The sequence below is a fragment of the Streptomyces flavofungini genome, assembly GCF_041028215.1.
GTDB lineage: Bacteria > Actinomycetota > Actinomycetes > Streptomycetales > Streptomycetaceae > Streptomyces > Streptomyces flavofungini_B.
In genome coordinates, this window is record NZ_JASKYR010000554.1 from 1 (window position 1) to 6047 (window position 6047).

The window sequence follows — 6047 nt, forward strand, 5'->3', positions numbered from 1 at the left end:
GCGCCGAGCACCGGGCCGGGGCCGTCGCGGCGGCGGTGGTCATGGGGGCCGTGTACACGGCGGGCGCGCTGCATCCGGCGGTGGGCCGCTCGCGGGGCGCCGCCGTCCAGTGGCTCGCGGCGCTCGCCGTCTGCTGGCTGGTGCTGCTCGTACTGTCGCCGGACGGGCTCTGGGCCGCCTTCCCGCTGTACTTCCTCCAGCTCCACCTGCTGCCAAGGCGCTGGGCGCTGCCCGTGGTCCTCGCCACGGCGGCGGCGGCCATCGCGAGCCATCTGGCGCACAGCCCGCGGGTCACTCCCGGCAGCTTCATAGGGCCGCTGCTCGGCGCGGCCGTCGCGGTGGCCACGGTCATGGGGTACGAGGCGCTGTACCGGGAGAGCGAGCGCCGCCGCGAGCTGATCGACGAGCTGATGGCGACCCGCGCCGAACTCGCCGCCGCCGAGCGCACCGCGGGCACCCTGGCCGAGCGCGAGCGCCTGGCCAGGGAGATCCACGACACGCTCGCGCAGGGGCTGTCCTCGATCCAGCTCCTGCTGCGGGCCGCGCAGCGGGCGCTGCCGGGCGGCTCCCCCGCGTCCCCGCACATCGAGCGGGCGCGGGCGGCGGCGCAGGACAACCTCGCCGAGGCACGGCGTTTCGTGCGCGCGCTCTCGCCGCCGGACCTGGCGCACGGGTCGCTGGCGGCGGCCCTGGAGCGGCTCGGCGCGTCGAGCACCGGACCGCGCGTGCGCTTCTGTCTGAGCGGTACGCCCAAGGAGCTGCCAACCCCGTACGAGGTGGCGCTGCTGCGGGTCGCGCAGTCCGCCCTCGCGAACACCGTCCGCCACGCGGAGGCGTCCCGCGCCGAGATCACCCTGACGTTCATGGACGCCTCGGTCACCCTCGACGTGGTCGACGACGGCCGCGGCTTCGATCCGGCGGCGGGGGACGTGACCGGGGAAGCAGCCGGGCAAGCGGCCGGGCAAGCAGCCGGGGAGCGGAGACCCGGTGCCGGGGCGGGCGACGGCGGGTTCGGGCTGCGCGCCATGCGGGCGCGCGCGGCCTCCCTCGGCGGCACGTTCACGGTCGAGTCGGCGCCCGGTCAGGGCACGGCGGTGGCGATGGCGCTGCCGCTGCCCGTGGCGGCCGTTCCGGTCGCGGCGGCACGGGAGGGCGCGGCGTGACGCGGGCGCCCGGGGCGGCGGACACCGCGATCCGGCTGCTGCTCGCCGACGACCACCCCGTGGTCCGCGCGGGTCTGCGGGCCGTACTGGACGCCGAGCCCGACTTCGAGATCGTCGCGGAGGCGGCGACGGCCGAGGCGGCGGTGGAGCGTGCCGCGGCGCGCGGGCCGGAGGTTGTCGACGTGGTCCTGATGGACCTCCAGTTCGGGCCCGGCATGCACGGGGCCGCCGCGACGGCGGAGATCACCGCGCGCGAGGGCGCCCCCCGGGTCCTCGTCCTGACCACGTACGACACCGACGCGGACATCCTCGCCGCGGTGGAGGCGGGCGCCGCCGGTTATCTCCTGAAGGACGCGCCGCCCGAGGAACTGGCGGCGGCGGTCCGCACCGCGGCCTCGGGCCGCTCGGCGCTCGCCCCAGCGATCGCGCACCGCCTGATGGACCGCATGCGGGCGCCCGCCGAGGCGCTGAGCCGCCGTGAGCTGGAGGTGCTGCGCCTGGTGAAGGACGGCCTCTCCAACCAGCGGATCAGCAAGGAGCTGTTCCTGAGCCAGGCCACGGTCAAGTCCCACCTGGTGCACATCTACGCCAAGCTGGGCGTGGACTCCCGCACGGCGGCGGTGGCCGCCGCGACCTCCCGGGGCCTCATCCGCACCCGCGCATGACCCCGACGCCCCTCAAGCGCCCCGGCCCTCCGGCCGCCCGCCGTTCCCGTCGCCGAACATCTCGACGGCTCCCCGCACCTCAGCGAGGCCGGGGGCCAGGGCGCTGACCGAGCCGATCGCGCCCGCCACCAGGAGCAGGGAGCGGCGCAGGCGCGGGACCTCGGGGGTGCCGCCGTGGGCCATCTCGGCGAGGGCCGCCAGTTCGTCCTCGGCGATGCCCCGGTCGGTGAACTCGGCCGGATGGGCGGCGAGCTCGCGGCGCAGCCGCGCCACGGAGGTGCGCAATTCGGCCACCCGCGGGTCCTCGTCGACCCCGTCGATCCCGGTCACTCGTCTCTGCTCCATGCTCCGCAACACAGCTCTCCCCCTCGCACTTCGTTGTGCGCCAGTTCTCGTGCGTCTTTCCCTGCCCCGTCAGGGCGCTGGTCAGGCACGCGGAAGCCGCGATTCAGTAAACCGTTACGGAGGCAGGGGGCGCCACTTCCGGCCACCGCCCGGCCGGAACCCGCCCTGCGGGCCGGGTGTATGCAGGGGGCATGACGAAAGAGCTGTTGACACCGCGTACCGGCGAGGTGGCCGGGCTGCTGCTCGCCGCCGGCGGCGGACGGCGCCTCGGCGGGCGGCCCAAGGCACTTCTGGAGCACCGGGGCCGCCCCCTGGTCGAACACGCCGTGCGCGTGCTGCGCGCGGCCGGGTGCGCACGCGTGCACGTGGTCCTCGGCGCCGCCGCCGCGACCGTACGCGCGCGTGCCTCGCTCCCCGGCTGCGTTCTGATCGACAACCCGGACTGGGAGGAGGGCATGGGCTCGTCCCTGCGGGCCGGTCTCGCCTCGTTGCGGGACTCCGGCGCGGACGCCGCGCTGGTCTCGCTCGTCGACCAGCCGGGGATCGGCCCGGCGGCGACCGCGCGGGTGCGTGCCGCGTACCGGTCGCCCTCGACGCTCGCGGCGGCCTCATACGACGGGACCCGCGGCCATCCGGTGCTCTTCGGCTCCGCCCACTGGGCCGGAATCGGGACGAGTGCGGTCGGGGACCGCGGGGCACGCGCGTACTTGAGGGACCACGCCGACGCGATCTCCCTCGTCGAGTGCGGGGACGTGGCGGAGGCGTACGACATCGACACGGCGCGGGATCTGAGCCGCCTGGAGCCCGCCCCGGATGCCGACGGCCGGGAACGCCCTCCCATGGCGCCCCACGGCGAGTGACCGGCGTGGCACTCAGCGACACGATCTGTCGACGAAGAGAATCTCGACATCAACAAACCATTGAACTTCCACCATGAGGAAACTAGTATCCACTGACCAGAAGGCCCGTTACCCCGGACGGGGCCCGGAGTCGTACCTCGGCTCAGGTGGCACCCAGTGCCATCGCGTCTGCCCGGCGGCTCGCCCGGCACCGTCCGCGCAGCTCTCTGAAGGAAGTGACAGCTCATGTCCGCACTAGCGCCGTCGCCGCTGGCCATCGTCGACGCAGAGCCCCTGCCCCGGCAGGAAGAGGTGCTCACCGACGCGGCCCTCGCCTTCGTGGCAGAGCTGCACCGGATGTTCACGCCCCGGCGTGACGAACTCCTCGCCCGCCGCGCCGAGCGCCGTGCCGAGATCGCCGCCACCTCCACCCTGGACTTCCTCCCGGAGACGGCCGCGATCCGCGCCGACGACTCCTGGAAGGTCGCCGAGGCCCCGGCCGCGCTCAACGACCGCCGTGTCGAGATCACGGGCCCGACCGACCGCAAGATGACCATCAACGCCCTGAACTCGGGCGCGAAGGTCTGGCTCGCCGACTTCGAGGACGCCTCCGCGCCCACCTGGGAGAACGTGGTCCTCGGCCAGCTCAACCTGACCGACGCCTACGAGCGCCGCATCGACTTCACCGACGAGCGCACCGGCAAGTCCTACGCCCTCAAGGGCGCCGACGAGCTCGCCACGGTCGTCATGCGCCCCCGCGGCTGGCACCTGGACGAGCGGCACCTCCAGGTCGACGGCAAGCCGGTCCCCGGCGCCCTCGTCGACTTCGGGCTGTACTTCTTCCACAACGCCAAGCGCCTCATCGAGCTCGGCAAGGGCCCCTACTTCTACCTGCCGAAGACGGAGTCGTACCTGGAGGCCCGCCTCTGGAACGACATCTTCGTCTTCGCCCAGGACTACGTCGGCATCCCTCAGGGCACGGTCCGCGCGACCGTCCTGATCGAGACGATCACCGCCGCGTACCAGATGGAGGAGATCCTCTACGAGCTGCGCGACCACGCCTCCGGGCTCAACGCGGGCCGCTGGGACTACCTCTTCTCCATCGTCAAGAACTTCCGTGACGGCGGCGAGAAGTTCGTCCTGCCCGACCGCAACCTGGTCACGATGACCGCCCCGTTCATGCGGGCGTACACCGAGCTCCTCGTGCGCACCTGCCACAAGCGCGGCGCGCACGCGATCGGCGGCATGGCGGCGTTCATCCCGTCCCGCAGGGACGCCGAGGTCAACAAGGTCGCCTTCGAGAAGGTCGAGAACGACAAGGACCGCGAGGCCAACGACGGCTTCGACGGCTCCTGGGTGGCGCATCCCGACCTCGTCCCGATCGCCATGAAGTCCTTCGACGCCGTCCTCGGCGACAAGCCCCACCAGAAGGACCGCCTGCGCGAGGACGTGCACGTCGCGCCCGGCGACCTGATCGCCATCGACTCCCTCGACGCGAAGCCCACCTACGACGGCCTGGTCAACGCCGTCCAGGTCGGCATCCGCTACATCGAGGCCTGGCTGCGGGGTCTCGGCGCCGTCGCCATCTTCAACCTCATGGAGGACGCGGCCACCGCCGAGATCTCCCGCTCCCAGATCTGGCAGTGGATCAACGCGGGCGTCGTCTTCGAGTCGGGCGAGACGGCCACCGCCGACCTGGCCCGCGAGGTGGCGGCCCGGGAGCTGGACTCCATCCGCGCCGAGATCGGCGACGAGGCCTTCGCGGCGGGCAAGTGGCAGCAGGCCCACGACCTCCTCCTCCAGGTCTCCCTGGACGAGGACTACGCCGACTTCCTGACCCTCCCGGCGTACGAGCAGCTCCGCTGACCCAGCCCCCACGGCGACACGACAGGCCCCCGGCACCGCACAGCGCCGGGGGCCTGGCCATGTTCGCGTACGTGTGATGCCCTCAGCCCAGATGAGCCGACCAGTCCTGCTCAGCCGCCGGTTTGCCATGCAGGTCGGGAACCCGCTTGAGCCAGGCGGGCCGCCCCCGCTCCGTCGCCGCCGCCCGCCGCGCGTCCGCCGCCGCCAGCTCGTCCCGCGAGGGGAACCCGCTCGGCAGCCAGACGGCCGAGGCCCGCGCCCGCGCCAGCAGGAACTCCACATAGGCGTCCCGCACCGCCTCCGGCGAGGAGAAGCCGGGCTCGTCGGCGAGCCAGGCGTCCGGCACCAGAGCGGTCACCTCCCGCAGCAGGGACTCGGTGACGAGCGGCGCGAGCTCGGCGTCGGCGGCGGCCATGTCCGGCCCGTAGCCACCCAGCGCGTGGTGGCGGAAGTCGTAGACCTTGTCGGGCGCGGAGGCCCCCCACCGGTGGTGGAAGACCAGCGCGGCCCCGTGGTCGATGAGCCACAGCTTCGGCGGCAGTACGCCGAAGGTCGGCCAGATCATCAGGTTGGAGCTGTGCACGGTCCGGTCGACGTTGGCCGTGAGCGCGTCGAGCCAGACGACCTTGCCCGCCTCCACCGGGCCGACGTCGATCGCCTCCGGCGTGAAGTCGTGCGCGCCGGGCAGCAGGTCCATGCCGAGGTTGAGCCCTGCGCTGGCGTGCAGCAGGTCCTGCACCTCCTGGTGCGGCTCGTGCGCGCCGACCGCCGGGTCGAAGTCGACGAGGACCAGCTCGGGGAAGCGGAGCCCGAGCCTGCGCGCCAGCTCCCCCACGATGATCTCGGCGACCAGCGCCTTGCGCCCCTGCGCGGACCCGGTGAACTTCACGACGTAGGTCCCGAGGTCGTCGGCCTCGACGACACCGGGCACCGAGCCGCCGGTCCGCAGCGGGGTCACATAGCGGACGGCAGTCACTTCACGCAGCACACCGGCCACTGTATGCCGAGGTCACGGCCGGGCACGACCGGGTTTTCGGTGGGCGAGCGGGTTTCCGGTGGGCGAGCGGGTTTCCGGTGGGCGAGCGGGTTTCCGGTGGGCGAGCGGGCGATGAGGCCACGGGAGCGCGGCAGGACGGACTCAGGACCCGGGGCCCGCTCCCTCCCCGCCC

The 6047-nt window shown here is 73.4% G+C and carries 6 protein-coding genes; 4 read left to right on the top strand and 2 right to left on the bottom strand.

Annotation, left to right across the window (positions count from 1 at the left end; translation table 11 throughout):
• Together AB8Z36_RS29470 and AB8Z36_RS29475 are read left to right on the top strand one after the other, a co-directional pair.
• Positions 1-1163 (top strand): sensor histidine kinase (locus tag AB8Z36_RS29470; protein ID WP_369216436.1); only part of this gene is annotated, 1163 nt, incomplete at its 5' end.
• Positions 1160-1828, top strand: a complete 669-nt coding sequence (locus tag AB8Z36_RS29475) for a response regulator (protein ID WP_369216437.1) — start codon at positions 1160-1162, stop codon at positions 1826-1828. The genes AB8Z36_RS29470 and AB8Z36_RS29475, both read left to right, overlap by 4 nt.
• 12 nt (positions 1829-1840) lie before the next feature.
• Here AB8Z36_RS29475 and AB8Z36_RS29480 read toward each other — a convergent pair whose 3' ends face one another.
• Positions 1841-2185: a DUF5955 family protein gene (locus tag AB8Z36_RS29480; protein ID WP_369216438.1), complete on the bottom strand. Its 345-nt coding sequence runs from the start codon at positions 2183-2185 to the stop codon at positions 1841-1843.
• 179 nt (positions 2186-2364) lie between these two features.
• Between AB8Z36_RS29480 and AB8Z36_RS29485 the strand changes: the two genes are divergently transcribed.
• Positions 2365-3033: a nucleotidyltransferase family protein gene (locus tag AB8Z36_RS29485; RefSeq protein WP_369216439.1), complete on the top strand. Its 669-nt coding sequence runs from the start codon at positions 2365-2367 to the stop codon at positions 3031-3033.
• A 225-nt stretch (positions 3034-3258) separates the two neighbouring features.
• Positions 3259-4878 carry a malate synthase A gene (aceB, locus tag AB8Z36_RS29490; protein ID WP_369216440.1) on the top strand — a complete coding sequence of 540 codons (1620 nt, stop codon included), beginning with the start codon at positions 3259-3261 and terminating at the stop codon, positions 4876-4878.
• An 82-nt stretch (positions 4879-4960) separates the two neighbouring features.
• On the opposite strand, the gene AB8Z36_RS29495 is transcribed toward aceB, so the two are convergent.
• Positions 4961-5866 carry a HipA family kinase gene (locus AB8Z36_RS29495; protein WP_369216441.1) on the bottom strand — a complete coding sequence of 302 codons (906 nt, stop codon included), beginning with the start codon at positions 5864-5866 and terminating at the stop codon, positions 4961-4963.
• Positions 5867-6047 lie beyond the last annotated feature (181 nt).

What these genes read in the sequence shown, in the direction of transcription:
- AB8Z36_RS29485 (WP_369216439.1), top strand. Translation starts at nt 2,365, where the DNA reads ATGACGAAAGAGCTGTTGACACCGCGTACCGGCGAGGTGGCCGGGCTG.
- aceB (WP_369216440.1), top strand. Translation starts at nt 3,259, where the DNA reads ATGTCCGCACTAGCGCCGTCGCCGCTGGCCATCGTCGACGCAGAGCCC.